Here is a 24743-nt window from a genome sequence, read left to right as displayed (position 1 = left end):
AAATAAAGTTTATTTTGTAGGTATATTTTGCAAATCAAAGAGTCAATATCTTTTCTCCGTTTTTGAGATATTCGGTTAGCGGAGCTCCCATATATCTGACGGTAACTCCCAGTTTCTCGATTACAGGCTTCACTCCGAACCTTTCGCAGCAGTCCTGGCAGGCTTCGACGGTGACACCCGTTTGAAGCATTTCCAGAATTTCCGTTTGAACCTGTGTGTCCTGGGCGGCTAACTTTACGGAAGCTCCCCAAAGAATCACATTCACTTCCTGCCACCAGCCTCTCTTCTTGGAGTTGAGGGTGTACATGGCTAACATATTGAATATGGTGTCTTTATTGTCGGTTGTCCAGAGAATGTTTAATTTGTCGTTCATGGTAAGATGATTTACTATAGACTTATGCCTGTTCGCAAATGTATATAAAAGAAATAGAACTAAATATTACTTGATGGATAATCTCTGTTTTTTATTAGAGTTGTTTCTGAATATTGGAAAAATGTTTTGATATTTGGAAAATAGTGGGTAGCTTTGTCGCAAAGAAGTAATCATGAGAATAATCACATTTGCTACTCTGAGGGAATATTCTAAGAAGCATGCTGACGCAGATGTTCCTTTGAGAGATTGGTACAAAAAGACGGAAAAGAGTGACTGGTCATGCCTGGCAGATATAAAGCAAACGTTCAATAGTGTTGATTATGTGGGTAATGACAGGTTTGTTTTCAATATTAAGGGCAATGAGTATAGATTGGTTGCGATAATCTTGTTTGCCGCCAGGAAGGTTTTCATCCGCTTTATCGGCACACATAAAGAATACGATAAAATAGATTGTTCCAAAATTTAGGATTTTGTATTCGTGAGACACACGTATAAACTGTAAGTAAATTATGGCAAAGATAAAAGATAAAAAACAGTACGATGCGGCCTGTGCAAGAATTGAAGAATTGCTGAAAGTTGTAAGTAATAACACTCCTACGGATGACAAGAATTACCTTGAGTTGGATTTGCTGTCTGATTTAGTCGCTGATTATGAAGAAGAACATTTTCCTGTGGAAACTCCGTTGCTGGTGGACGTTCTTAAACTTCGTATGTATGAAATGAATCTTACTCAAACTAAGCTCTCGGAACTGTTGAGCGTGAGTCCTTCCCGGGTTAGTGAGTATCTTTCCGGTAAATGCGAACCTACGTTGAAAGTAGCCAGAGACATAAGCCGGAAACTGAATATTGATGCTAATATTGTTTTGGGGGTATAGCTTTTATTATAAGTGTGGAAATAAAATCAGTATTGTAGTTAATTATCCTTCCCCTCCTGACATACTGTTGTCACCCCCGCCCCATACCTTTGCCCCATAGTTCGAGTATAAACATTAAAAAGCTACGAAGATGGAATTAAAATTGTATTATTTAGGAGAGGTTTCCGGGATGACGAAAGAGCAGGTAGAAGAAGCCGAAAAGTTTATCAAGGGATTTGAGTACGGCATCATCGCCACTTGCAATGCTGAGACAGGCCCGCGTCTTTCGGCCTTGAACAACCTGGCTGGACAAACATTGCAGCAACTCCATTTCGCGACAGAAGCCACCACGCAGAAATTAGCAAACCTCCGTCAGGATCCGCGCTGCGAAGTGATGTACGCTACGCTGGAAGGCGGCCAGATGCAGATTGCGGGTAAGGCCGAGATTGTCACCGACGTGGAACTGAAACGCGAACTTTGGCAAGACTGGATGAACGAATACTCTCCCGAAGGCCCTACCGGCGACGGCATTTGCATCATCCGCCTGATCCCCCAATCAATCCGGGCGATGATTTGCTAATCGTTCGACAGATAGCCGGAAAGTTGATATCTTTGTAAAAAAATCAACCGAAGAAACGCGCACAATGAACCGTCTGGAACGAATATCCGCTATCCTGGTCAAGCTGCAATCCCGCCCTGTTGTCACGGCAAGCGAGATTGCGGAGCAGTTCGGAGTAAGTCTCCGGACGGTTTATCGCGACATCCGTGCGTTGGAAGAGTCTGGCATCCCTGTCGGTGGCGAGGCCGGGGTAGGGTATTCGCTGGTGGACGGTTTCAAGTTGCCGCCCCTGATGTTCAATACCGAGGAGGCTCTCTCTTTCCTGGTGGCGGAGAAACTTGTCAGCCATCAGACCGACGGCGATACCTACGGACTGTTCCGCAGTGGCATGGATAAGATACGTGCAGTACTGAAAACGGCCGAAAAAGATATCCTTCATCATTTCGACCAGTACATCCGGATTTCGGGGAGTTACAGTGCACCGCCTGCCATCCCCGGAAATGTCCTTCAGCCGCTTCTGAAAGGCTTGTTGAATAAGAAGCAATTACTGATGACCTACCGTGCCGGCTATAACCACCAGGTCACCGAGCGGACGGTCGAGCCCCAGGGCATGTTTTTCTCGAGAGGCATCTGGTATGTCCTTGCCTGGTGCAAGTTGAGGAAGGATTACCGTACTTTCCACCTGGGAAGGATTGTCCATCTATCTCTGACCGAAAACGATTTTGAGGAAGCACATCCTCCGCTTGACGAGCTGATAGAGCAGGTCTATTATTCCGAGGTCGATATCGAGGTGAAACTTCGTGTCCACCGCGATGTCGCACGCGATACGGAAGTCTCCAAATACACTTACGGACTTTACGACGAGCAACCCGACGGGGAGTATTACCTCCAGAAATACCAGACTTATTCGCTCGAAGCATTCGGCCGCTGGTATCTCTCCATTGCCGACCGCTCCGAGATTATCGGGCCGCCCGAACTCAAAACGGTCGTCAGGGAGTTGATTACGAAAATTAAGCTGTAACGCCGCGTTACCGGATGACCTTGCTGCCGGTTACTTTCTTCCCCTGTGCAAAAAGCACGCACCCCATTTTAGAAAAGGATACACCCTCTTTCGAAAGAGGATGCACCCTCTTCAAAAAAAGCATGCATCCTCTGGATGAAAATAAATGTCTCCTTCCGGCGATTTACTGCCCGGCAGTCTGCCGGCTCGTCAGTATCTCGTCCATGTTTCCGACCGCCCAGTTTACAAGGGCTTCGATATGTGGCATCAGAGTTGTGCCCAGTTCCGTGAGGCAGTATTCCACGCGGGGCGGCACTTCAGGATATACTTTGCGGTGCACCAGGCCGTCGGCCTCCAAAGTCCGGAGCGTGACGGTCAGCATCCGCTGTGAAATATCGTCGATGGTCTTGTGAATGTCGCTGAAACGCATCGTGCCGTTCACGCTCAAAGTAGTCAGGACAAGCATCGACCATTTGTCGCCCAGCCGGCTGAGCACGTCCCTTACCGGACAATTTCCTGTGGGGTGAAAATTTTTCATTTTTTTCCTTTTTCTATCAAGCTGAAATTCAATAATAGTTACCTCTGTGTAAGTAGCTTATCCCGGAGTGCGTTCTTGTTTGTTTCGCACGGAACGTCTACATTTGCTGCACAAAGGTAATAAACTTACGAAAGGTAACTATTGTTTCACTTAATAATTACAATTATGTCAAAAAGAGTAGCTGTTTTAGCAGTAAATCCGGTAAACGGATCAGGTTTGTTCCAGTATCTGGAAGCATTTTTTGAAAATGGAATTTCTTATAAGGTGTTTGCTGTTGCCGAAACGACAGAGATTAAGACCAATTCGGGTATCAAGCTGACGGTGGACGATGTGGTAGCCAACCTGAAAGGGCATGAGGACGAGTTCGACGCTTTAGTGTTCGGTTGCGGGGATGCCGTTCCTGTGTTCAGCGAAAACGCCGGAAAGCAGTACAACCAGGATATGCTGGCTGTCATCAAAGCCTTTGGTGATAAAGGAAAGATGATGATAGGCCATTGTGCAGCAGCGTTGATGTTTGAAATTGCAGGCGTTGCGAAAGGCAAGAAGGTAGCCGTACATCCGCTGGCAAAACCTGCCATCCAATCCGGACTGGCCACCGACGAAAAATCTGAAATAGACGGAAACTTCTACACCGCCCAGTGCGAAAATGCCATCTGGACGATGCTGCCGAAGGTGGTTGAGGCACTGAAATAAGAATAGTTTTTATATTGTCCCTCAATTTGGGGGACAATTCTGTTTCTTTCCGAACCGAAACCCTCTCTCCGCAATATACACCCCGCTCAGGATAAACACTGAACCGATCAGGGCAACGACCGTGATAATTTCATCAATCACGATGGCCGAAGTGATCAGCGTCACCAGCGGAACGATATAGATATAATTTGCCGTACGGAACGGCCCCAGCTCTTTTACTGCCGTGTTCCACATGATGTAGCAAAGCATCGACGCTACCACTCCCAGAAACAGCAGGTTAGCTGCCACTACCGGGTTGAGGAGGATCGTGGTATCCGTATTCAACGGATGAACCAAAAACATCGGTGTCAGCGTGACAAGCCCGTAGAAAAACACTTTCCGCGTAATCAGCAATGTCGGATAACGGTTCCCCGTCTGTTTCAGTATCAGGCAGTAAAACGCCCACATCAATGCGGCAATCAACGTAAGCATATCTCCCAGCGGATTGATTTTCAGCAGGAAACTACCGTTGAACACCACAAACGCCACGCCGATCAAAGCCATGACCGAGCCATATATCAGGTTCGGTTTTATCTTTTCCTGCCGATAGAAAAGCAACGAAAGAAATGCCGTCAGGATAGGAGCTGTACAGATAATCAGCGACACATTCGAGGCCAGCGTGATGCCTAAAGCCGTGTTTTCAGTAATAAAATAGATCGATCCCCCGCAAAGTCCGGCGGCAACGAACATAAGCTCGTCTTTTTTACTCCGGGCAAACAACACCTTCGGCGAGATAAACCAGATACATATATAAGCCAGCGCGAAACGGTAAAAGAGGATGTCGACCGGCGAAAGCCCGTGGTGGATCAGTACTTTTGTCGATACGAATGTAGTACCCCAGATAATAACCGTTATGATCGCGATCAGGTGATACCAGTAAGTCAGATTTGTTTTTGCCATGTTGTCGGTAAATTTCTATTAATAATTCAGGAAAATCGTACTGCAAATATATGTATTTAGTAAATTGGTTCTGATGATTTGTTGAAAATAAGGAATTATTCCTATATTTGGGGTTAATACAGGACATTGTATGTTTTAGGAATAACTTTGATAACGAAAATAGGAAAAAATACTATGGCTTTACTGGATCAGATTGATATTAAGATTTTACAAGCGTTGCAGAATAATGCAAAAGTGAACATGAAAGAGTTGTCGGCGGAACTGAATATCTCGAAAACGCCTGTTTACGAACGGGTGAAACGGCTGGAGGAAGAGGGGTATATCAGGAATTATGTTGCGCTGGTGGATAATAAGAAGGTAGGACTTCCGCTGGTGGTTTTCTGTAATGTTTCGCTGGCGGTGCACAACGATGAGCATATCCAGCGCTTCAAAGCAGAGATACAGGAGATTGATGAGGTGATGGAATGTTATTCGATCGGCGGCATCTACGATTTTTTTCTAAAGGTAGTTGTTAAAGACCTGGCCGCATACGACCAGTTTGTCTTTAACAAGCTAACCAAAGTAAATGGCATCGTAAAGATGCAGAGTTCCTTCGTGTTGAACGAGATCAAGCATACGACCGCCCTGAAGGTTGTGCCGGGGGAGTGACGTTACCTTGTGCGGTTCGCTAAAATATCGGCAAACATTCCCAGGTGCGAAGCATCGGTTCCGCAACAACCGCCACAGATTTTCAGCGGGAAATCCCATAACAGACTCAACAGGCGGTCGGATAATTCGGCTGCCGTCGACGATTTCAGGCAGGAGCATCCGTCCAGTTCTTCCGGACTGAGGGCGGCGGCGTTTGCCTGGATACCGTCGAAGCGGGCTTTTACCAACTCCGTATCGTTCATCGGGTGAAGCAAAGCCTCGTGCAGGATGTCCGGATGTACGCAATTTGCCATATAGCAGATGGGAGGGCGCGAGGTCTGTTTATCAATCTTTTCGATAGCTTCGTGGATAAACGTTCCGTCCATCAGCCGCCCGTTGCGTCCGATCATGAAACTGATGATGTAAGGGAGTCCGGTTGTCTCCATCGCTTTTGCCATGCCGGTTGCTTCGCTCAGTTCGGGCATGATGCCGGCAAAAAGGAAATCGACTCCTGACTCCCGGAAATCAAGAAGTGTCGGGAGATGGTAATCGAAAGCCTCTTCGACAGAGAAGCATTTCTGGCCGCTATAGGCATCTCCCCGGCAACCGGTCACCCCGCCGATATAGACCGGCGTGGTGTAGGATTGCCTTAGTCCGGACAGGAAGGCGGCATTGTCTTTCAGGACGTGCCTGTCCTTATAGGCGGATGCGGCGATCCGTTCCCTATTGGCTCTCCGGGTGGGCGTCATCAGCAATAGGGGCAGCCGACGGGCTTCCGCAATATCGAGGTATTCACGGTAGATGGCTGCCAGTTGTTGCCTATGCTGTTCGTTGTATATCAACCCGGCGTGGACGATCTGTTCGTCCAGGGGGATACGGTATTCGTGACGTAATCTTTCAACGATGGCCCCTTCCGTCAGCAAGGCGGAAGAGGTGTTGAAAGTTTCGGTAAATGTATGTTCGTTCATTAAAATAGAGTCTTTTGGCCTGAATGACAAATGTATGAAACATTTCCGGTTTCTATTTGTCCAATCTTGCTGCTTTTATATTATATAATGTATTTCGTGTGCTTCGGTAAGCTGAGGGATTTCCCTATTCTTTATTCATTCTTACTATCCGGGGTATGAACCTGCCGTGGATATCGACCAGCGACTCCTGAGCAGGCATAACCTTCTCTATGTCCTTATAAGCCAGCGGCATTTCTTCCACGCTGCCACCGATCAGGGTGACTCCGGCCTGCGAAAGGAACTTTTTCATGGCCGACTGCGTGAATTGCTCTTTGGCTTTCTGTCTCGACATCGCCCGTCCTGCCTCGTGTGAAGCGGAGCAGAGCGACTCTTCCGCTCCTCGTCCGCAGACCAGGTAACCGGGCGTCGCCATGCTTCCGGGGATGAGGCCTGGTTGTCCTTTACCTGCCGGAGTGGCGCCTTTGCGGTGAACGATGGCGTGACGGCCGGGGGCAATCTCTTCCTGCCAAGCGAAGTTGTGATGGTTGTTGACGTTCGCCAGAGGCTTCAGACCTAATGCTTTGGACAGGTTATGGTGTATTTGTTCGTGGCAGGCACGGGCATAGTCGCCTGCCAGGTTCATGCTCATCCAGTATTCCTGTCCCGCCTCGGTGTGTAAGTCCAGCCAGGCAAAATGTTGTGCTTCGCGGGGAAGTTTGCAAACTTCGCGGGCGATGTCGCTGTACTGCCGGGCGATGGCCGCTCCCAAGCCGCGGGAACCGGAATGGGAGAGGAGCGCCATGTAATTACCTTCGGGAAGGTTCAGTACGTTGCTGGCCGCCAGTTCCAGTTCGCCGAACTCGACAAAATGGTTTCCGCCGCCGGAAGTTCCTAATTGCCGCAGAGCTTTCCCGTGAAACATGCGTAGCAGGGGTGTCGACCGGAACTCCTCGCGGTCGAGTACCTCATGCTCTTGGACGAACGGGAGGCCACCTTCCATACCGAAGTGTGTATAGTCTTTCAACGCTTCCTTGATCTGGTGGGCGTAACGTTTCAGACTTTCCGCCTTGGCATCGAAGACGGTCATACTCATCCGGCAGCCAATATCGACACCGACTGCATAAGGGATGACCGCATTGTCACCGGCCAGCACGCCACCGATAGGCAGTCCGTAACCGGCATGTGCGTCGGGCATCAGGGCGCCAGCGAGGGCTATCGGTAGACGCATTGCCAGCTCCATCTGTTGTTTGGCCAGGGTGTCGATGAATTTCCCGCCATAAGTTTTATATCCTTTCGGCTCGTCCGTCAGAAGATAGGTGGTGAACTGCTTCTCTTCAATCGTTGGAGAGAAGTGTTCCGCCAGTTGTTTCCAGACGTCGTTATCCTTATATTTCCCGGGATTCTCCAACAGGTCGCTCAACACGGCGAGTACCGTTTCTTTGCTGTCATGTTTGCAATGTTTGCTGATGATGTTCACAGCTTTGCTACGGGCTACATTGTCGGTATATCCTATCTTACTTAAATCTTTTGTTCGTATTGCCATAAATCTTTTTCTGTGTTGTATTCTTCCACGATTTCGTGAAGGGGTATTCACACGGCGCAGTCGTTTGTCGAATGCCGTACGGATACGCCTTGTCTTCCAACCTGCTGAGGACAAATTATTATCGAAGATGAGTTTTGTTTCATCCGTATAATTACCCATAACGATTGGGTTGTACTGATAGTCTGGCAGCCTGAAAAGAATATAATTTGTCCTCTCAGCCCTGACGCATCAGTCTGTTAATAAAATGTATGATATGATTGTGGGACTAATTAACTTATAGAAGTCATATTATAAGTTGTATTAGATAAAAGACGCGAGTTACAAAGATCCTTCCTCCCGAAGAACCACCTTAGTCCCGATTTTCGAATGTTATTTCTGCTCCAACATATTTGTACCCTTTCTCAGTTTTTAGGGTTTGTACTAAAATTTCGATGCAAAGATAATATCAGTTTTTGAATTAACAAATATTTGTAACAAAAAGTGTAAATCTTGAAGATGTGTTTTTCACTCTTGTTGATTTTACAAAGAAAAGAGTTTAAATATAACCCATGATAGCATAACTATGGCTATGATGATTGCTAAAACAACTAGTTTTATTCGTGAAATATAAGTTTGTTCGTTTTTTTCACGTTCCTTCAATTGTTGGTTGATCTTTTCATATTCTTCGACGCTGATGTCTGGGATATGGGAAGAATATTTGGTACGCATATCTTTTCCCCTCCCACGAAGTTGGTTAAGTTTCTCGCGATCTTCCTTATTTCTTCGTATCATATCGAAAACATGGCCGGCAAAACTCATAAGCTTATAATTAAGGATGAATATTCAACTGTATAACAAAGAACGGAAAAAAATAGGTCAAGACCATAAATGTTATGCAAATAATTGTGTCTTTATTTGTAATTGGCAAAGTTGCCAATGCCCTTTATTAAAAGAAAAGCCGGTAAACGAATGTGTGTTACCGGCTTTGTGGAGTAGTGATTATATTCTTCTTTTGCTAACCAATTCTAAGCGTTCAATCACGACGGTGCTTTTTATCAGACCGAAAGCAACAATGACCCGCTTGCCTTGTATCTCCAAAACAGTGCCAACGGTAGTCTGGCCATTTATCCTGACACTATCTCCTTTTTCGATAACCTCATTCTCAATGACCTTTTCTTTTGCCGGTTTAACTTGCTTCTCTTTGGATGGTTCCGGAATTTCTGCCTGTTCATCTATTTCTTTCCGTTTTTCCTCCCAGTATAATTTGTCGCGGACAATAGATTGGAGGAAATTATCCATATTAATAAAATCAGTTCCTATTTTGGCGGAAGAATCGACTATAATATCTTCCGGGAGTCCTATTTTTCGGGCAACTTCGACAGCGAACGAACTTCCCGGGTTACCGATTGACAACCTGTATAGCGGTTGCATACGCTCAGCATCATAAAGCATGGCACCGTTTATTACACCGTCCGTCTCATACGCATAATGCTTTAAATTCTGGAAGTGAGTGGTTATTACGCCGAAGCTACGTTTACCGTTGAATCTGTCGAGCAACGTTTCGGCTATGGAACCTCCGATCTGAGGTTCTGTCCCGCTACCGAACTCATCTATCAGAATAAGCGTCTTGCAATTACAGTTCTCTACAAAGAACTTCATATTGGTCAAATGTGAAGTATATGTACTAAGACTGTTCTCTATGCTTTGCCCGTCGCCTATATCTACAAATATATCTTCAAATATTCCTGTCTGTGAACCTTTATGTACGGGAATGAGAAGTCCGCATTGTAGCATATATTGTAATAATGCAACGGTTTTCAGGCAAAGGGATTTACCTCCGGCATTTGCTCCGGAAACAATAAGTAACCGTTCTTTCCCGTTCAGTCTGATATCTAACGGGAATGCCTGCTTATTCTGTTGACGCAATTGTATATTCAGCAGAGGATGTATGGCCTGTGTCCATTCAATCTGCTGTTTATCTTCAAATGCCGGTCTAATGCCATTGATGCGTACAGCGAAAGAAGCCTTTGCACGGATGAAGTCTATTTCCCCCATGAAGTTGTATGAACGTTTGATGTCTGCCATATGCGGACGGACAAGGTCGGTAAATCCGATGAGTATTTTTATAACCTCGCGACGTTCGTCAGCCTCGAGTTCCCGTAGGCGGTTGCTGGCTTTTGCAACGGCTTCAGGTTCGATGTATACGGTTTTGCCGCTACCGGAGTCGTCATGTACGATGCCTTTGATTTTCCGCTTGTTGCCGGCGCCGACAGGTATAAGCATATGCCCTTCACGTAGACTCGGTTGTGTATCTCTTCCTATCAATCCTGCCGCTTGTGCATCACGTATGGCTGTTTGCATATTGCGCATGACGGCTTTAGTTGCTTCTATTTTCTCCCTGCGTATGTCTGCAAGCCGGCGTGAAGCATTGTCTTTTACCTGACAGGATTTGTCTAGTATGGAATTTGCTTTTTCGACTAACGAAGGAAAGACCTTTATTTTATCAGCAATAGCAGTTAGTGCAGGATACTTCGCTTTTCCGTTCTGCGCTTTAGCGCTGTGCAGGAAGGTGACGATGTTGTTGATTGTTTGAAGAGAGTTCATTAAGTTTGAAATTTCTTCTTCAGAAAACCATACTGTAACATCTTCTTCAATCCGTAGCAGGGCGTCGCGGACATCCAAAAAGAAGTCTACGGGAAAATTTTCCTTGTTGCGTATTATTTGTGAGAACTCGTCTGTCTGTTCCAACCATTTTGCAATAGCTTCATAATTAGTAGAAAAGCTCATGGTTGTAACCTGCTCTTCGCCAAGTGGAGATAAACATTTCTCTGTAATGAATTGACGGATCGTGTCGATCCCTATTTTCTGTTCAAAATTATCCGGGTAAATCATAATCTCATATGATATTTGTTACCAGCTGTCTGTAAGCAGACAAGCCAATATACAGTTTATAAAAAGTAATTGATTAAAATCTGAGATTTTCCATATTCCGACAGGGTACTAAAATCCTGCTAGACATAGATATTTATATATATCTAAACTGTCTATTCTGTACCATTAACGTCTCCAAGGTGAGAGATGTTAATTCGCAATATGGTATTTACACGGATGCACAACGCATAAAAGGGTGAATTTTTTTATTTATCGGGGCAAAGATAGGAAATAAAATGAAATAACAGTGCAGAACAACTATTGATCTTTTAGGAAAAGTAATAAAATGGCATAATTGACAAAATGTAATAGAATGTACTACTTGTTAAGCATAAAGACTTTATTATTTGATTATTTGTGACGAGTGCGTTGGCTTAAATCTATCTTACAGAATGCTTGTGGATACAAAAATTAACAGTTTCTTCCCGATAAATGCTTTTTCATTTCGTTTTAAAGGGATTTGAACTTCGTTTAAAACGAACAAAAAACTTGTTTAAAACGAAATGGAGGTTTGTTTTAAATAGGATAATGGTTAATAAGTGTTTAATCGAGTCTTCCTGGAAGTCGTTTTATACTAAAATCGTATGTTGAATAACATTTTTATTTTCTGTAGCATAGTAAATAAGCATTGCAAATAGATTGACAAATTTGCTTCGTATGGGAGATCTTATTGCTTGAGTGATTCGTTCTATTCTTTTTTTAGTCTTATAATGTCACTTTATTGGGCTTTATCTGAATGAAGTGCTATTTGTTAAGTCGCGGACAGTTGCATGAAAAAAGATAGGTATTGATTAGTCTACGTACAGCCCCTTTAAGAATGGGGTGAATTGACAGTTTGCTAAATACGGGAAGGCTGTTAAGAGATGGCAAAGAAACTGGCACAGGTCGCCGGGCAGTATGAATAAAACAAGTTAAACGCCTGATGTGTTACTTATATATACAGGTGTTTATCTGTAGGATGTAATTACTGTTTAATTATCTGATGATGATGAAAATGCGGCTTAGTCCTGCTCCTTATATAGTCTTTCTTGTTATGCTGTTTGTCTTTTCTGCGGATATGACGGCCTCTCTCTTTCCACGGGTGGGTGAAGGTGATTCTCTTGTCCGAAAATCCATTTATCCTCCCTCTGCCACGCGTAAAAGCGATCTGTATAATGTGTTGTGGGGTGAGCATTACCGCACACTTTATTCTCTCCCTATTACCGTTCCTTCAGTTACCTTGCAATCGCTGTGGGGAGGGGTGAAGGTGGTTGAGCAGGCGGCCGATTTTCAAGGCCTGTTGCTTGAAAACAACCAACAGCAACTCTGTCTTTTGAAGCCGTTAGGCGGATATACCACATTTATCGAGTCGAAATTCTTCCAGGAAGTCTATAACAAGAAGGTATTTAAAAATACTTACCTGGATCAGTTTATCGGGGATGCCTATACCATAATCAATCCCTATACCTTTATTTCTGCCGATTATCTGGCACGCTCGTCGGGGTTGAGTTCAAACAATTCGCGGATATTTTACCTGTCGGAACATTCGACCCGCGATACGGTTGCCAACGGGACGTCTATCGAAAATAAATTGGTCAGCGTCATTGATGTCCCGGATTTCAATACCCGTCCGAATATTCTCCTGACGGAAGAATTGCTGGATACCATACAGGCTAACAAGAATTTTCAGGTAGATCAGGTGCTTTATATCCGCGAACGCCTGCTGGATATGCTGATAGGCGACTGGAATAAAATACCCGAAAACTGGAACTGGCTGGGCCGCTCCGAAGGAGACAGCATCCTCTATGCCCCGATAGTCATAGACCGTAACCACGCTTTTACGAAGGTAGACGGTGTTTTGTTCAAACAAATGCTCCGTGTGCTGGGATTAGGTTTCATCGTCAATTACGACGCTTCCCCGAAAAGTGTCCGGAAAGAGAATACGTTGGGTTTTGCTTTGGATATGGCGCTGGCTTCCCAAAGCGACGTTTCCGTATGGATCGGACAGGCGCGATTTATCCGGCAGACGCTTACCGACTCTATCATCGACGAGGCTTTATCAAGGCTTCCCAAAGGAATAGAAGACAAAGAAATTAAACGGATTACCCAGATAATAAAGGAAAGGCGGGAGAAGCTGGAGGTGATAGCAAAAAATTATTTTGCTTCGTTGCAACAAACTCCGGTGCTGACGGGAACCAACCGTTCAGACCGTTTCGTGATCGACCGCCATAACCCGGACAGTCTGTTCATACAGATGTACGACCAACAGACCGGACAACGGGTGTTCGACCGGAAATACAGCCGGAAAAAGACAAAAGAGATCTGGCTCTACGGTCTGGAGGGTGACGACCGTTTCGAAGTAAGTGGGAAGGCAGACAAGGAGGTACCCGTTTTCCTGATTGCCGGGAAAGGAAAGAATACCTACCGGATGGAACCGGGTCACCACATACGTGTTTATGAATATGAGTCGGGGAAGGCAACCCTCGATACCGTGCCCCATGTCAAAAAGGTATTTTCGGATATCCCTGAGATTCATCAGTACGATTATAATAAGATAAAGCATCATAAGATGTCTTTCACTCCCTGGGGAATTTACGACTCGGACAAGGGATTCAGTCTCGGAACCTTCTTTACCTATACGATGTATGGTTTCAAGCGTTCGCCCTTTACCTATCAGCACCGTATCGGGTACAACTATATACAAGGCTTTGTCTATCAAGGAATTTTTCCGTCTTATGACGGGAAGAAATCGTTTAATATAGATGCAACGATCAGCTCGCGGAGGAACTTTTACAATTTCTTCGGCTTCGGAAACAATACGGACGGCTATAAGGATGCAAAGAAGAATTACAACCGCGTGCATATCCGCCAGTTCAAATTATCCCCTTCCTTCCACCTGGATTTCAGCGAAAGGGAGAGGTTGGTCGTACAAGCCTCCTGGGAAATGTTTAAAGCCAAGGAAACCAACGACCGTTTCATTAACCAGTTTTACCCCGAGGATCATCGTATCTTCAAAACCAACCTGTTCATCGACCTCGGACTTTCCTTCCATACGGAAAAAGAGATCTGTTCCTTCATCCCCAAACTGGGAGGGACGCTTACCGGAGGTTGGAAGATGAACCTGAAAGATGCAAGCCGTAATTTCCCTTACGCCGAAGCATCGGTGGAGCTGGATGTAAAGATAACCGACCGTCTTACCTGGGCTACGATGGCGAAAACCCAGCAGCTTTTCAATAATAAGTATGAGTTTTACCAGGCAGCATCCACCGAATTGCGCGGTTACAGGGACAACCGTTTCATCGGAAAGCAATCTTTTTACCAGTATTCGGACATCCGGCTGGATATGGGGAAGTTGAAGAATCCGTTTACCCCGCTGAAGTATGGTGTCTTTGCCGGTTTCGATTACGGGCGTGTCTGGTTTCCCGGCGAGCAATCCAAAAGATGGCATACGTCCTACGGGGGAGGTATCTGGCTGACGTTGATTAATAAGATTACGACGAAATATTCCTGCTTCGGTTCAACCGACAGTTTCCGTTTTATGTTTGAGTTGGGGCTGGGTTTCTGATTCTTCCGGATTGTTTTTCCGGAGATATGCCTAAACAAACTCATTTGCCGGTTGTTTATTAAATAGTACATAAAATTAAAACAACTTAGGTAATGGATGCTAATAGTGAAAAGAAAATCAAGGTTCTTCCCAACGGGCCTTATGAAGTGATCGGGGATATTCCCCTGAACCAATTGCGTTATGTAAACGATCGTAAAGGTGCTTCCACCGGTTATAAGGAAATACAGAAGTATGCTCCGGAAGGCGTATATCATCTGTGCCGTTGCGGCGGTTCACATAACAAACCGTTCTGCGACGGGACGCATAAGAAAAACGGCTTTAAAGGAGATACGACCGCCAGCCATGACACATACGATGAAATGTCTGTCCTCTACGAAGGGAAGGTGATCGATATGCTGGACGCCGAAAGCCTTTGTGCCGTGGCTCGTTTCTGTGATACCCACGGTACGTCCTGGGAACAAGTGGAAGAGGGCGACTCGGCCGAAACGATTGAAATCGTGAAACAGCAATGCGCCAACTGTCCCAGCGGACGTCTCACTGCCGTCACGAAAGACGGAAAACGTATCGAACCGGAATTGCCCGAAGGCATCAGCATCCTCGAAGACGTGGCTCTCAGCGTTCACGGCCCTATCTGGGTGAAAGGCGGTATCCCGATAGAAGATGAGCACGGACGGGTTTATCCTGTCCGCAACCGTGTCACTTTGTGCCGTTGCGGTTTGTCGCAGAATAAACCGTTCTGCGACGGAAAACATATGCGAAACCAGGGAGAGCTGGACGATTAAAAAAATAGCTGCCGACCTTTTTCCGAAAAGCATGCACCCTCTTGGTAAAAAGCATGTATCCTTTCCGGAAAAACGTCGGCAGCAATCTTTCGACCGATACCTACCGGTTAAACTTTTCCTTTGATCAATTACTCCTTTTTCCAGCGTTTCAGTTGCGGGAAATAATACAGCATTCCTGCCAAGGCTTCCTCTTTGGTGTAGCTTTCGCCGTTTTCATGTTTGAAGGAGTCTGAATACTGGAGGCAGATCTGGATCATCTCTTCCATCGTAACGTTTTGCGTGAACTGGCCGTCCTTGAAGCAGAAAGCGCAATATTCCTTGTTCTTACTTCCGTCCCGGTTAGTTCCGAAATCCGTTTCGGCAACGAGTGGCATTCCACAACTTTGGCAATAAATAGGTTCCATGATACAAAATAAATTTATAGGGTTCTTACTTTCCTACAAATATAAAACTATTTTTCAGATTAAAATTATACCTTTGAAGACTTAAAATTACTAGACCATGATAAATAGAAGAAATTTCCTGAGAAATGCTTCCCTGCTGACTCTCGGCGGTTTGATGACCGGAAAAGCGGGAACATTACAGGCAGCCACTCCCGTAACCACGGAAACGACCGCCACAAAAAGTTTAGGTTTACAGATTTATTCCCTGGGGGGTGAACTGACAAAGGACGTACCCGCCGGAATGAAAAAAATCAAAGAAATCGGTTATTCAACGCTCGAACTTGCCGGATATAACGACGGGAAGATCAGCGGTATGGACATGATGGAATTCAAAAAGATAGCTGAGGACAACGGATTGAAGATCACCAGCTCGCATGTTAATCCGCCCACAGGCACATATACCCCGGAGAACCGCCAGTCTATTATGGAATTCTGGAAGAAAACGGCCGACGACCATGCCAAACTGGGTGTGAAGTATCTCGTGCAACCCGGACAACCCAGCACCCGCAGCGTGGAAGAAGTGGGCTATGTATGCGATATCTTCAACGAAGCCGGAAAGGTCATAAAGGCGGCAGGCATTCCGTTTGGTTACCATAACCATGATTTTGAATTTGCAAAGGTGGTGCCCGGTGGAAAAGAGGCTGTGTTCGGCCGCCACAATAAAGGCGACATTATCTACGACCTGTTCCTGAAAGGTACTGATCCTTCCCTGGTCTTTTTTGAAATGGATGTTTACTGGACGGTGATCGGACAGAATGATCCGGTGGAATACATGAAGAAATATGCCGACCGCATCAAGCTGTTGCATATCAAAGACCGGGCGATTCTCGGACAATCTGGTTTCATGAATTTCGAAATGATCTTCAAACAGGCCAACGAGAATAAGATAAAAGAATTTTATGTGGAGCTGGAAGGCATGCCGGACGGACGTTCACAATTTGACGGAGTGAAAGGCTGTGCCGATTATCTGCTGGAGGCACCGTTCGTAAAATAATGACAGAATGATAGATAGGAGAGCCGGTACGGGAAACTGTACCGGCTTTTTCTTTGCAATTCCCCATAGTGTGGTGGGGAAAAATTCCACACTTCCACACTTTGTCCACACTTGCTGTTTTGGGCATTTTGCATTCTTTATTTTTGTAATATGCTTATAATTAGGGGGCTGTGATGTGTCCTGATGTGGTATTCTTTTTTGGCATAACCTTTGCACTATTTGTTGACGTGAGGGAATTGATAATTCCTTCCAGTTAATTTTGATGATGAAGTTTAGAATTTAGAATAAGTGTAAGTATCTATCTCCCGATATTGTTTTCTAATATGTATTAGATTAGCAAAAACTTATCGATTGATAAAAGCCGTTCCGCCTGAGAAGGTAGAACGGCTTCTTTTTTATAGTTGCAGCGAGTTGGAAAGCTTCTCCAGCCAGGCCGGTAAGGTGTTCAGGTGGTCGATGCGGTCTTCGATATAGGTAGGGGCGAAGAGGTTTATCTGCAAATCCTTGCACTTTTCCTGCAAATTATCTTCTACCGGGTAATAACTGGCCAGGACAGCCAGGGAAATATCCCCGCCATACGTCTCACGAACGGCATCTACCTTATATACATCGTTCTGGGTGACCAGTCCCGATTTACATTCTATAAAAATCAATTGCTGCTGGTTGTTGAGTAATACGTCCACCTCGTTTTTGGTGCGCGGGTTGTTCCCTTCCGTCCGGAAGATGACGCTTTGCCATACTTCGGGGCGGTTGGGGTGCCGCTGGCTCCATGTCCTTACCTTGTGGGCGACCAGTGTTTCCCACCAACGCCCCTTGAAGAACAACATGCAGGCGTTCGGGGTAGATAGCCGTAGCAGTACATGGTTTTCCTGTGCGATCAGCAGGCTTCCCTGTCGTTGCTTGAATCGTAATCCGTTCTTAAAGACTCGCGATGCGGGCAGGCGTGAGGTGTCGCGTTCACAGAATATGTTAAAGAATTTCTGGATCATAGTATGTTCCTTCGGGTATTGTTCGATGAACTGCTTGATCAGCGAGGAGGCTTGTATGTCGGTATCGCTCAGCTGTTTCGCATCCTGGTATTCGGTGAGTACGTTTCCGCTGAGGCCTAGTATCTCCTTGTTGTCCAGCTTGCTTTTCATCGGGCGCATCTCAAAGTTGTCGAGCCAGACCAGATCGCCCAGCTGGGTGAGGTAAAAGGCCGGGACGTTGTATTCCTTTGCGATCGTGAAAGCGGCGAAAGCCATCAGTTTGGTGCCTTCCGAAAGGTTATAGGCGAAGTCGGCGGAAGGGTAAGCCTGGTGTATTTTCCGGCATACGGTGCGCACATGTTCGCCGTTGTAGGGCTCGGTGCGGTATACTGTGCGGCCGATGGAGTCGGGAAGGAGTGGGAATAACGGCTCTGCCACTTGCTGCGTTTCGTTGGTACATAGCAGGTGTACGTGATCCGGGGCAAATTCTTTTATTCCGTGATACACGGAGGTTATATCTTTTCCAAGTAAGATGATCTGATGTTTCATGTTGTAAATCATAAATGAATTAAAGTGCTAAATGTAGCATTAATTTCGATATAATTCATATCTTCGTTGCCTAATCAATCGCTGTGTATATAGCAAATGGAAATATTTATTATTATCGGCCTTATCTTGTTGAATGGTATTTTGTCTATGTCTGAAATCGCTTTGGTGTCTGCCCGCAAGGCCCGGTTGGAACTGGAAGCAAAAAGAGGGAATAAATCTGCGCAAACAGCTTTGAAGCTGGCCGGCGAACCAGACCGGTTCTTGTCGACTATCCAGATAGGGATTACGCTGATCGGTATCCTGACCGGTTTGTATTCGGGAGAAGCATTTGCGGCCAACCTGGCTGAAGTGGTACGCCACGTGCCTGCACTCGAACCCTATGCCCTGGGACTGTCGAAGACTACCATCGTTATTATAGTAACTTACCTGACACTGATCATGGGCGAACTTGTGCCGAAACGTATCGGTATGGGCTATGCCGAACGGGTTTCGATGCTGGTGGCCAAACCGATGTACCTTTTGTCGAAGTTGGCTTTGCCTTTTGTCTGGTTGTTGTCGAAAAGCACTGCTCTGGTTATAAAAATTACCGGAATCAAAGCGAACGAAGAGAATAAAGTGACGGAAGAGGAGATCAAGGCGATCGTGAAAGAAGGTTTTGACGGAGGTGAAGTGCAGGAGGTGGAACAAGACATCGTGGAGCGCGTCTTTAACCTCGGCGACCGTAACGTCGGTTCGATCATGACACACCGCAGTGACCTGGTATGGCTGGATGTGACCGACAGTATCGAGAAGATCCGTGAAAAGGTGCAGGAGAATTTATTCAATATTTACCCCGTTGCTTCCGAAAAGTTTGATAATATCAAAGGAGTTGTTTATCTCAAAGACCTGTTCGGACGGATTGATGAACCTGACTTCTCGTTGGAGGAGGTGATACGCCCGGCGCAATATCTTCCGGAGAACCAGAGTGTGTATAATGCTTTGGAGCAGTTTAAAGTGGCCCGCGTGAAATATGGCATCGTGACGGATGAGTTCGGGGGCGTACAGGGTATCGTGACCTTGAAGGATATTATGGAAGGCTTGATCGGGCAGGTGCCCGAAGTGGGTGAAGAGGCCGAGATCACGCAGCGTGCCGATGGTACCTGGTTGGTGGACGGACAGTATAATTTCTACGACTTCCTCGAATACTTCGATATGGAAGACCTTTACGCCGAGCACGATTACAACACCTTAAGCGGTCTGATCCTCGAAATCCTCGAACGGGTTCCAAAGACGGGGGAGACGCTGACCTGGCTGACTTTCTCGTTCGAGATCGTAGACATGGACGGTGCCCGTATCGACAAAGTGTTGGTTTCGAAAATAGATTGATAAAGATATGATTGAAAGAAAAAAGCGGTTCCCCGAAGGAACCGCTTTTTATAACTCCTTGATCTTATGGAGCACTTCCATCTTACCGAATAAGATCAGTATATCGTTTGCTTCCAATACCAGGTCATCCGTCAGCGGATCGACCACATCATACTGGGTTTGCTTTAATCCGATCAGGTTCCTGACTTCACGCGACCGCTCGATACCTACCAGGCGGATGCCGAAATTTGTCTGGAAGTCGATCGTTTTCAACGTCTGGCCGACCAATGTCCCCGGTGTCTTTATCTTATACAGGTGATGTGTTTCCGTCACGGGGTACCAACGCTGGAACAAGTCGCCCAACAAACTTTGGGAGGCATACGTGGCCGCATAATCCTGTTCGGGCCGGATGATTTCCGAAACGCCGATGGAGCGGATCACCGTTTCATGGATGGGGGAGATCGAACGGACGATCAGTCGGCTGACGTCCAGGCTCTTCAATAAGGCGACCGTTTGCACCGACGTACCGAAGTTCTTGCCGTAGGTCACGAAGATGGCATCCATCTCGTTTAGCGGAAGCGTGTTCAATGCGTCGCGGTCGGTCGTGTCGAGACTGACGGAGCCGGAGATCGTTTGCTTCACAGCCTCTACTTTATGCAGGTTTATGTCGACACCTATCACTTCATCGCCGATACGGGTGAGGTTTTCCGCTATGGCGCGTCCGAGGTTTCCTAATCCGATTACAAGAAATTTCATAAGGCTTATTTTATTACATTAATATATTTTCCTGGGGATATGTGTAATCCCTCTTTTTGTATTCTCTGATAAAGCTGACCACAAAGGTCAGTACGCCGATACGTCCGATCAGCATGGCGCTGATAATGATCAGCTTGCCCGGTGTAGACAGTAGCGGGCTGAAGTTGAGGCTCGACCCTACCGTGCTCAATGCCGATACAACCTCGAAGGTAAGTGTAAAGACCGGAGTCCCTTCTTCGGTATACGACAGGATCCATACCGCCAGCGAAGCGAACAGGAAGTAGAGCACGATCGTGGCAAATGCCCGGCGTATGGTGGACGGGGATATTTCACGTTTGCGGATTTCCACTTTCTCTTTTTCGCGTGCCACGTTGATGGCTGTAAGGATTGCTACCAACACGGTCGTCACTTTTAATCCGCCGCCGGTCGACATCGGGGCGGCACCGATAACCATCAGGATAAGCGTCATCATCAGCGTAACGGGGCGGAGTGCATCCATATTGGCGATGGTGAACCCGGCGGTTCTGGGGGTAACGGCGCCAAGCAACGAGTCGGCCAGTTTTCCTTTCAGCGGGAGTCCGGCCAGCGTGTTGTTTACTTCGAAAAGATAATATAAAGCTGTTCCCCCTACTATCAGGGTCAGGGTACAGATCACTACTATATAAGTATGTATATTGATGATACGCGGCGTATGGATATAATGCTTCTGTTGCCCGATGGCTATCATAAAGGTATTCACGATAAAATGCCTTAATAACTTCAGGTAGTTGAACACGATCGGGAAACCGAGTCCGCCGAAGATGATCAGCAGCGAGATCCATACATGCAGGTTGTAGTTATGGACGACTACCGGGTCGCACATGTTTCCGCTGAGGGTGGAGATCCCCGCGTTACAGAAAGCGGACACTGCATGGAAAATAGCGAAGAATATATCCCCCTGGGTGTTCCCGCCCGGAAGTGTCCCCCTGATATCCATATAAATAAAGTAAGCCCCTACGCCTTCGATGAAGAAGGTGACGAAGAGGATGTTCAGGATCACTTTGAATAGCCCGCCGATACGATCCTCGTTCAGCATATCTTTCAGCACCAGTTTGCTGGTGAACGACGAGTGTCCCATAAAGGAGAGGGCGAAGAAACTGGTGAAGGTCATTACCCCGATCCCGCCTATCTGTATCAGGATCATAATGATGATATGTCCTATATGTGTGAAGGTGGTTGCCACATCGACCGTGGTAAGCCCGGTTACGCAGACCGACGTCGTGGCGGTAAACAAGGCGTCCACGAAATGGATCGGGCGGGTCGTCGCGTTCGGGAGCATCAGTAGCCCGGCTCCGATCAGGATCACAAAAATGAAACTGAGCAGGAACAGCAGCGATGGTTTTATGTGTGTCTGCATCAGCGTGAACGTCTGCCTCGACAGGTGGATCACGCTCAACAACAGGATCATTATGTAAACAAACAGGGGACTCGACAGGAAACTCAGGTAGGGAAGCGACTGCTCCATGACATCCCTGAAAAATACTTTTGCCGACAGGACGGCGAAAAGCAGGAAATAGATCCCGATATCCAGGTATAATAGTTTCTCCTGTATGATCTCGTTGAACCGGACGATGTACCGCAGCGTGATCCCGATAAAGAAAGCAAGCAGTATATAAATACGGCTCAGGTACAGGCTGTGTATCGTTTCGCCCGTCTGCTGGAATCCGAATTGGTAGATAAGTACGAATAAGGAGGCAATAGATGCCAGGAGGATGAAACCTTCTGCCACGATATTCAGCAGGCCTTTCATGTTGGCCCAGTACATCCGGCAGGTGAACTGTATGTGTTTTATATCCATGATGAATCTTAATCTGTAACAAAAGTATTAATAAAAGTATTTTGTTACCCGAATAGTTTAAAAAGTTTAGGTAAAGCATGTTAAATAGAATCTATCGGCCTGAATCCCACAATATTGTTACGTTTACACTATGGCTCGTAACTGTTATTGTATCAGGTAAGATAGTAAAATGTCAGATAAATAGAGTCTTATAAATAGTGAAAAAGTGATTTTGTTTATTTGATATTTAAGAAATTGCTTATATTTGTGGCGGTTTAATGTAATATTATGGAAACACGTATGGAAAATAAAAAGATGCTTTACTCGCATGTATCTGTCGATTGCGTCCTTCTGGGGGTAAAAGACGATACGCTTTGTGTGTTGTTAGTTGAGAGAAAAATAGACGAAAGTGACGAAAAACATTATAAGTTGCCGGGAAGCCTGATCTTTGAGAACGAAGATCTCGATACTGCCGCTTACCGTGTTTTCCACGAAGCGACCGGTTTGAAACGTGTCCCCCTGAAACAGTTCCGCAGCTTCGGATCCCCTTCACGTACAAAAAACAAAGACGATATGCAGTGGCTGGAAAATGCCATGAAACTCAAGATCGAAAGGATTGTGACAGTCGCTTATCTGGCGTTGACCAAGATCGGAAGAAAATCGAATCCTACTAATAAATATAATTCACTTGCCTGGTTCCCGATCGACGCGCTGCCGGCTTTGCCGTTCGACCATAAAGAGATTATCGAAGCGGCTGTCGAGGAGATCCGCAACTGGATCGAAAAGGAACCGTCTATCGTATTCGATTATCTCCCGATGAAGTTTACGGCTTACCAGTTAAGACGCACGTACGAGATCATCTATAATAAGGAAATGGATGTCCGTAACTTCCACAAGAAAATGAGTTCGCTGGATTATGTGGTGGCTACCGATGAGGTAGAAGAAGGTGTTGCCCACCGTGCCGCCCGCTATTATCGTTTCGATAAGGTGAAATATAATAAGATGCATTCAAACTTTAATAAGAATTAAACCGCAGGAATATGTATCTATTAGGTTGTGACATAGGAAGTTCTTCGGTGAAGGCTTCCATCGTGGATGTAAATACAGGGCTGACGGTCGGGGCTGATTTTTATCCGAAAGAAGAGGCGCCTATCAAGGCCGTGAAGCCCGGTTGGGCGGAACAGGAGCCCGACGACTGGTGGAAATATCTGAAGATAGCGATCCAGGGTGCTATCGCCGGAGCCGGTATTCAGGGAACGGATATAAAGGCGATCGGGATCTCTTACCAGATGCACGGGCTTGTCCTGGTAGACAAGAAGATGGAGGTTTTGCGTCCGTCCATAATCTGGTGCGACAGCCGTGCCGTACCTTATGGCGAACGGGCTTTTAAAAATATAGGGGAGAAGCAATGCTTGTCGCATCTGCTGAACTCGCCCGGAAACTTTACGGCATCGAAACTGGCCTGGGTGAAGGAATACGAACCGGAATTGTTCCGCTCGGTACATAAGTTTATGTTGCCGGGAGATTTTATCGCTATGCGGATGACAGGGGATATCGTTACTACCACTTCCGGGTTATCGGAAGGCATCTTCTGGGATTTCAAAAATGAAAAGGTGTCGGCCGACCTGATGACTTATTTCGGTTTCAGCAACGACCTGATCCCGGAGATACGTCCGACGTTCGGCCTTCAGGGGGAACTGCTGGGCTCCGTTGCCGCCGAACTGGGATTGAAGAAGGGCACGCCTGTCACTTATCGTGCGGGTGACCAGCCGAATAACGCCTTGTCGCTGAACGTTCTTAACCCGGGTGAGATCGCTGCGACGGGGGGGACTTCCGGTGTGGTGTACGGTGTGAACGGCAAAGTCAATTATGATACGTTGTCGCGTGTAAATACGTTTGCCCATGTGAACCACTCTCCGGAGCAAACCCGCCTGGGGGTACTGCTTTGTATCAACGGGGTCGGTATCCTGAACTCGTGGGTGAAGAAGAATGTCGCGCCCGAAGGTATCACTTATCCTGAGCTGAATGAGGTGGCTGCCGGTGTTCCTATCGGGTCGTACGGCTTGTCTATCCTGCCGTTTGGCAACGGGGCGGAACGTATGTTGCAGAACCGGGAGATAGATTGCTCTATCCACGGCCTGAACTTCAATACGCATAGTAAAGCCCATATTGCCCGTGCCGCACAGGAGGGGATCGTGTTCTCTTTCAAATACGGGATGGATATCATGAACGAAATGGGAATCGACATCGATGTGATCCGTGCCGGGAATGCCAATATGTTCCTGAGTCCTGTTTTCCGTGATACCCTGTCGGGTGTGACCGGAACGGTGATCGAACTTTACGACACCAACGGGGCGGTAGGTGCCGCCAAGGGCGCCGGTATCGGTGCAGGTATTTATCAGTCGCCCGAAGAGGCGTTTGCCTCTCTGAAGAAGATCGACGTGATCGAACCGGACGGGCTGAAGGCCGATAAGTATTGCGCCGCATACACAACCTGGAAAGAACGGCTGGATAAGCTGATGGCAGATAACAATATACCAATGTAATATAAATCATTAAACTAT

At 46.4% G+C, this 24743-nt stretch carries 23 protein-coding genes; 12 read left to right on the top strand and 11 right to left on the bottom strand.

What is annotated here, in order from left to right; all coding sequences use genetic code 11:
• Nucleotides 1-34: 34 nt before the first annotated feature.
• Nucleotides 35-373 carry a DsrE family protein gene (locus HMPREF1536_RS24135; protein WP_028728382.1) on the bottom strand — a complete coding sequence of 113 codons (339 nt, stop codon included), beginning with the start codon at nucleotides 371-373 and terminating at the stop codon, nucleotides 35-37.
• Between the two features lie 172 nt (nucleotides 374-545).
• Between HMPREF1536_RS24135 and HMPREF1536_RS24130 the strand changes: the two genes are divergently transcribed.
• The 4 genes from HMPREF1536_RS24130 (at nucleotide 546) to HMPREF1536_RS24115 (ending at nucleotide 2807) form a co-directional block, all read left to right on the top strand.
• The gene (locus tag HMPREF1536_RS24130) at nucleotides 546-839 is read left to right on the top strand and encodes a type II toxin-antitoxin system HigB family toxin (RefSeq protein ID WP_007653100.1); all 294 of its coding nucleotides are present in this window, start codon (nucleotides 546-548) and stop codon (nucleotides 837-839) included.
• A 43-nt stretch (nucleotides 840-882) separates the two neighbouring features.
• The gene (locus HMPREF1536_RS24125) at nucleotides 883-1248 is read left to right on the top strand and encodes a helix-turn-helix domain-containing protein (protein ID WP_007653102.1); all 366 of its coding nucleotides are present in this window, start codon (nucleotides 883-885) and stop codon (nucleotides 1246-1248) included.
• 130 nt (nucleotides 1249-1378) lie between these two features.
• The gene (locus tag HMPREF1536_RS24120; RefSeq protein ID WP_010803728.1) at nucleotides 1379-1807 is read left to right on the top strand and encodes a pyridoxamine 5'-phosphate oxidase family protein; all 429 of its coding nucleotides are present in this window, start codon (nucleotides 1379-1381) and stop codon (nucleotides 1805-1807) included.
• A gap of 64 nt (nucleotides 1808-1871) precedes the next feature.
• A complete protein-coding gene (locus tag HMPREF1536_RS24115) occupies nucleotides 1872-2807 on the top strand; it encodes a helix-turn-helix transcriptional regulator (RefSeq protein WP_028728383.1) in 936 nt (311 codons plus the stop codon).
• 163 nt (nucleotides 2808-2970) lie between these two features.
• On the opposite strand, the gene HMPREF1536_RS24110 is transcribed toward HMPREF1536_RS24115, so the two are convergent.
• Nucleotides 2971-3324, bottom strand: a complete 354-nt coding sequence (locus HMPREF1536_RS24110; RefSeq protein ID WP_028728384.1) for a winged helix-turn-helix transcriptional regulator — start codon at nucleotides 3322-3324, stop codon at nucleotides 2971-2973.
• 165 nt (nucleotides 3325-3489) lie between these two features.
• Between HMPREF1536_RS24110 and HMPREF1536_RS24105 the strand changes: the two genes are divergently transcribed.
• Nucleotides 3490-4017 (top strand): DJ-1/PfpI family protein, encoded by a 528-nt coding sequence (locus tag HMPREF1536_RS24105; protein WP_007653110.1) that lies wholly within the window; start codon nucleotides 3490-3492, stop codon nucleotides 4015-4017.
• A 21-nt stretch (nucleotides 4018-4038) separates the two neighbouring features.
• On the opposite strand, the gene HMPREF1536_RS24100 is transcribed toward HMPREF1536_RS24105, so the two are convergent.
• A complete protein-coding gene (locus HMPREF1536_RS24100) occupies nucleotides 4039-4956 on the bottom strand; it encodes a DMT family transporter (protein WP_028728385.1) in 918 nt (305 codons plus the stop codon).
• A gap of 174 nt (nucleotides 4957-5130) precedes the next feature.
• On the opposite strand from HMPREF1536_RS24100, the gene HMPREF1536_RS24095 reads away from it, so the two are divergent.
• Nucleotides 5131-5604 carry an Lrp/AsnC family transcriptional regulator gene (locus HMPREF1536_RS24095; RefSeq protein WP_007653114.1) on the top strand — a complete coding sequence of 158 codons (474 nt, stop codon included), beginning with the start codon at nucleotides 5131-5133 and terminating at the stop codon, nucleotides 5602-5604.
• A 2-nt stretch (nucleotides 5605-5606) separates the two neighbouring features.
• Here the strand turns inward: HMPREF1536_RS24095 and HMPREF1536_RS24090 are convergent, their stop codons facing one another.
• From HMPREF1536_RS24090 to HMPREF1536_RS24075, 4 genes are all read right to left on the bottom strand, one after another.
• Entirely contained in the window at nucleotides 5607-6551 is a 945-nt protein-coding gene (locus HMPREF1536_RS24090; protein WP_028728386.1) for a homocysteine S-methyltransferase family protein, read from the bottom strand.
• Nucleotides 6552-6675: 124 nt separating this feature from the next.
• Complete coding sequence (locus HMPREF1536_RS24085; protein ID WP_028728387.1) at nucleotides 6676-8073, bottom strand: RtcB family protein; 1398 nt, start codon at nucleotides 8071-8073, stop codon at nucleotides 6676-6678.
• 519 nt (nucleotides 8074-8592) lie between these two features.
• On the bottom strand, nucleotides 8593-8871 hold the full coding sequence (locus HMPREF1536_RS24080; RefSeq protein WP_028728388.1) for a hypothetical protein: 279 nt from the start codon (nucleotides 8869-8871) through the stop codon (nucleotides 8593-8595).
• A gap of 180 nt (nucleotides 8872-9051) precedes the next feature.
• Nucleotides 9052-10944 (bottom strand): endonuclease MutS2, encoded by a 1893-nt coding sequence (locus tag HMPREF1536_RS24075; protein ID WP_028728389.1) that lies wholly within the window; start codon nucleotides 10942-10944, stop codon nucleotides 9052-9054.
• A 1021-nt stretch (nucleotides 10945-11965) separates the two neighbouring features.
• Here HMPREF1536_RS24075 and HMPREF1536_RS24070 point away from each other — a divergent pair.
• Together HMPREF1536_RS24070 and HMPREF1536_RS24065 are read left to right on the top strand one after the other, a co-directional pair.
• Nucleotides 11966-14527 carry a hypothetical protein gene (locus HMPREF1536_RS24070; protein ID WP_225608051.1) on the top strand — a complete coding sequence of 854 codons (2562 nt, stop codon included), beginning with the start codon at nucleotides 11966-11968 and terminating at the stop codon, nucleotides 14525-14527.
• Between the two features lie 92 nt (nucleotides 14528-14619).
• The gene (locus HMPREF1536_RS24065; protein ID WP_007653120.1) at nucleotides 14620-15309 is read left to right on the top strand and encodes a CDGSH iron-sulfur domain-containing protein; all 690 of its coding nucleotides are present in this window, start codon (nucleotides 14620-14622) and stop codon (nucleotides 15307-15309) included.
• 128 nt (nucleotides 15310-15437) lie between these two features.
• On the opposite strand, the gene HMPREF1536_RS24060 is transcribed toward HMPREF1536_RS24065, so the two are convergent.
• Complete coding sequence (locus HMPREF1536_RS24060; protein ID WP_028728391.1) at nucleotides 15438-15713, bottom strand: zinc ribbon domain-containing protein; 276 nt, start codon at nucleotides 15711-15713, stop codon at nucleotides 15438-15440.
• A gap of 97 nt (nucleotides 15714-15810) precedes the next feature.
• On the opposite strand from HMPREF1536_RS24060, the gene HMPREF1536_RS24055 reads away from it, so the two are divergent.
• Nucleotides 15811-16746, top strand: a complete 936-nt coding sequence (locus HMPREF1536_RS24055; RefSeq protein ID WP_028728392.1) for a sugar phosphate isomerase/epimerase family protein — start codon at nucleotides 15811-15813, stop codon at nucleotides 16744-16746.
• Between the two features lie 395 nt (nucleotides 16747-17141).
• Here the strand turns inward: HMPREF1536_RS24055 and HMPREF1536_RS24050 are convergent, their stop codons facing one another.
• Complete coding sequence (locus HMPREF1536_RS24050) at nucleotides 17142-18263, bottom strand: Card1-like endonuclease domain-containing protein (protein ID WP_028728393.1); 1122 nt, start codon at nucleotides 18261-18263, stop codon at nucleotides 17142-17144.
• Between the two features lie 96 nt (nucleotides 18264-18359).
• Between HMPREF1536_RS24050 and HMPREF1536_RS24045 the strand changes: the two genes are divergently transcribed.
• A complete protein-coding gene (locus HMPREF1536_RS24045) occupies nucleotides 18360-19628 on the top strand; it encodes a hemolysin family protein (protein ID WP_028728394.1) in 1269 nt (422 codons plus the stop codon).
• A 48-nt stretch (nucleotides 19629-19676) separates the two neighbouring features.
• Here HMPREF1536_RS24045 and HMPREF1536_RS24040 read toward each other — a convergent pair whose 3' ends face one another.
• Both HMPREF1536_RS24040 and HMPREF1536_RS24035 read right to left on the bottom strand, forming a co-directional pair.
• A complete protein-coding gene (locus HMPREF1536_RS24040; protein ID WP_028728395.1) occupies nucleotides 19677-20363 on the bottom strand; it encodes a potassium channel family protein in 687 nt (228 codons plus the stop codon).
• 13 nt (nucleotides 20364-20376) lie between these two features.
• The gene (locus HMPREF1536_RS24035) at nucleotides 20377-22200 is read right to left on the bottom strand and encodes a TrkH family potassium uptake protein (RefSeq protein ID WP_028728396.1); all 1824 of its coding nucleotides are present in this window, start codon (nucleotides 22198-22200) and stop codon (nucleotides 20377-20379) included.
• Between the two features lie 267 nt (nucleotides 22201-22467).
• Here HMPREF1536_RS24035 and HMPREF1536_RS24030 point away from each other — a divergent pair, with 267 nt between their 5' ends.
• Both HMPREF1536_RS24030 and HMPREF1536_RS24025 read left to right on the top strand, forming a co-directional pair.
• A complete protein-coding gene (locus tag HMPREF1536_RS24030) occupies nucleotides 22468-23208 on the top strand; it encodes an NUDIX hydrolase (RefSeq protein ID WP_028728397.1) in 741 nt (246 codons plus the stop codon).
• 11 nt (nucleotides 23209-23219) lie between these two features.
• Nucleotides 23220-24725, top strand: coding sequence for a xylulokinase (locus HMPREF1536_RS24025; protein WP_028728398.1), 1506 nt, complete (start codon nucleotides 23220-23222; stop codon nucleotides 24723-24725).
• Nucleotides 24726-24743 lie beyond the last annotated feature (18 nt).

Source organism: Parabacteroides gordonii MS-1 = DSM 23371, assembly GCF_000969825.1.
GTDB lineage: Bacteria > Bacteroidota > Bacteroidia > Bacteroidales > Tannerellaceae > Parabacteroides > Parabacteroides gordonii.
This window is presented reverse-complemented; position numbering and strand designations above follow the sequence as displayed.